Annotated in this window: 2 protein-coding genes; both read left to right on the forward strand. The window is 36.1% G+C overall.

The window, feature by feature from the left end:
- Positions 1-447: 447 nt before the first annotated feature.
- Positions 448-2,136 (forward strand): sensor histidine kinase, encoded by a 1,689-nt coding sequence (locus tag AC220I_RS20705; protein ID WP_486725767.1) that lies wholly within the window; start codon positions 448-450, stop codon positions 2,134-2,136.
- A 3-nt stretch (positions 2,137-2,139) separates the two neighbouring features.
- Entirely contained in the window at positions 2,140-2,916 is a 777-nt protein-coding gene (locus AC220I_RS20710) for a response regulator transcription factor (RefSeq protein WP_486725768.1), read from the forward strand.
- Positions 2,917-2,955 lie beyond the last annotated feature (39 nt).

Here is a 2,955-nt window from a genome sequence, read left to right on the forward strand (position 1 = left end):
ACGCGCAGGTAGGGGAATACTTCAGAACCTTTATTGCTTATGGTGTTATCGGGCTTTCACTTGGTCTTCATGCTTGGAAGACTTATATGGCTAAACTAAGAAAGGATCAAGTTGATTTAGAATAATTTTCATTGATCGCAGGTTTCGTTGATCGTAGGTTTCGTTGATCACAAGTTTTATTGAATACAAGTTTATTTTGAGAGAGAGTGGTTTTCGGTTATCCTCTTTAACCGACAGCCACTCTTTTGTTATATACATCATTTATTTTCATCCAGCTTTGAACAAGTATTTTAAACCTGTGAAAAGCGGATAGATACGTCAATATAAAGTTTTGACGTTAAATGAGTTCTTACATCAAATTATAATCAGAGGATTCATTTGACGCATCCTTAGATGTTTATTATAATTTACACAGAATTGAAATTATGTAGGGCATGGTATGTACATATGAATAACAACAATAAAGAGCTCTTTCAGAATAAATTACAAAAATCAGTAAATAAGAAAATCTTCTTATTAATCAGTATTGGCTGCCTCTTGTTTTCGGTTGGTGTATATATTATGAACTACAGTGTAAATCAATCTAATGCCACCAAACACTTGGAAGCACTAGAAAGTGAATTTATAGATATATACGAATATACCACTTCATATCTCAAAGGTGAAAATGCAAATCGTTTGTTCCTAGATGTCCTGAATGGTGAGATTGCTTTAAACAACTTAATGCATTCCTTCTATGAGTTTGGTGTGGAAAGTGAGATAAAGAGTAATTTAATACTAACCAATTATCAGGGGGATATTGTCTATACCTCCTTTAAAGAAGATGATTTTAACCTGCACTTAAAACAATTTAATCAAGTTGTATGTGACAATGCCAAGGTTAAGGCTAAAAATGGAATTTATAACGCCATCTATTATTTATCAGGAAGCTATTCTTCTTATATTTTTAGTTATCCCGTTCGTGAAGGTGATGATGTAATCGGCTATGCAAATATCTATTTGTCTGGCAACGAATGGCATTACCACTTGTCGGACTACAACTTTAACAGTGTTATCACAGACCAAATGGGAAATGTCATTATCAGTAGCCGTAAAAGCCTAATTCAAAAAATCAATAAGTTTAATCCAAAGATTAAGAATAATATTTACAAGCAGGGTGAAAACCGTTACTGGATTGTATCTAGAAGCCTAAGTAAGTACAATGTCATAATCTATTCCTTAGTCTATTATCCCCAAAATGCTTCTTTCTTTATGATTGGCCTTATTGTAATATTATTACTTGGTTTTTCCTGGTTTCAGCTTGCTAAAAAAATGACTTTTGCTATGGCCGAAAAAAATGCTTCTTCTATTAATGAACTGGTTAGAGAAATTAAGATCATCCGTAAGGAAGATAGTGAATATAGAATTCAGATGGATACCAATGACGAGTTTTCGGACGTTGCCATACAAATCAATAGGATGCTAGACAAGGTCAAGGAACTCAACGAGAAAAACACAGACTTAATTGAGCTCAACAACATCATTGAACTCAAACAGCTCACAGCACAATTCAATCCGCATTTTCTATATAATACACTTGAGACCATCAGATGCCTTGACTTTCAAGACCCATCAGAACTTGACAAACTCATTGCAAGATTGACTCAGATATTGAGATACAGTATTGACAACAGCTGTAAGGATGCGCGCCTCATAGAGGATATGAAGTACATTGAAGACTACTTGGAAATTCAAACGGTAAGATATGGCGATCGTTTCAAATACACCATTTACATCGACGAGGCTTGCCACCACTTAATCGTTCCTAAACTCTTATTACAGCCAATTATTGAAAACAGTATTAAGTATGGCTTTCTCAAACGCATGGAAATAGAAATCCATATCAACATTATTTTAAACGATGGCATTCTCTGTCTCTATGTAGAGGATAACGGCTATGGCATGACTTTAGAACAGGAAATGGCCCTTAAAGAATCTCTTTCACAGGTGGAGAATACCACAGCCCACAACGGGCTTCATAATATCGCAAGAAGACTCTATCTCAGTTATGGAGAGGGGAGTCGAATCGAGCTCAATAACATGTATGGTGAAGGCTTGGGCATTACGATTTTCGTAGTCCCAAATGCGAGGAGGTAATCAATGTACAAGATATTAATCGTTGAAGATGAAGATATAATACGAAAGAACTTGGTTTATTACATGCCTTGGAACGAGCTTGATTGTACTATTGTAGCAGAGGCAAGAAATGGTATAGAAGGTATTGAGGCGATTGAAAAACATACACCAGACATCGTGATTGCAGACATTAATATGCCCATCATGGATGGCCTTAAAATGATAGAAGAGACCAGTGATCACTATGATTATGTTTCAATTCTGCTCACAGGCTATTCTGATTTCAATTATGCAAAAGAGGCCATAAAGCATGGGGTAATAGAATACCTATTAAAGCCCTTGGTCACAGAGGAAATGAAGGATGCAGTGGCACGTGCTAAGGTCCAATGTGATATCAGGCGAGCATATCTTGCAAAGCTTTATAAGAAAGAAGAGCTTAAAAATGCCAGACTCCTTAAGGAGTTTTCGACCGATTATGGCGAAGACACCATCGTAAGGGATATGATCCAGTTTGTCACAGAGCATTATAGCAAGAAGATTTATATACAAGACTTGGTGGACCACTTAAATTACAGCGAATCCTATCTAAATTCCAAGTTCAAGGAAACTGTAGGAACAACCTTTATAGAATATCTCAACCGTTACCGCATACAGAAGGCACTTACGCTTTTAAACAAGGGGACACATACCATTCAAGAGATTGCCTGTGACTGCGGCATTGGAGATTATAAATACTTCGGCATTGTCTTTAAAAAATACATGGGTTGTTCTCCAAAAGAATACCTCATGGAAGTGCGGTAAATGGTATAAGCTTAAATCATCTCTAAGTTATGAGGTGAT

This window comes from Fusibacter sp., from assembly GCF_057447755.1.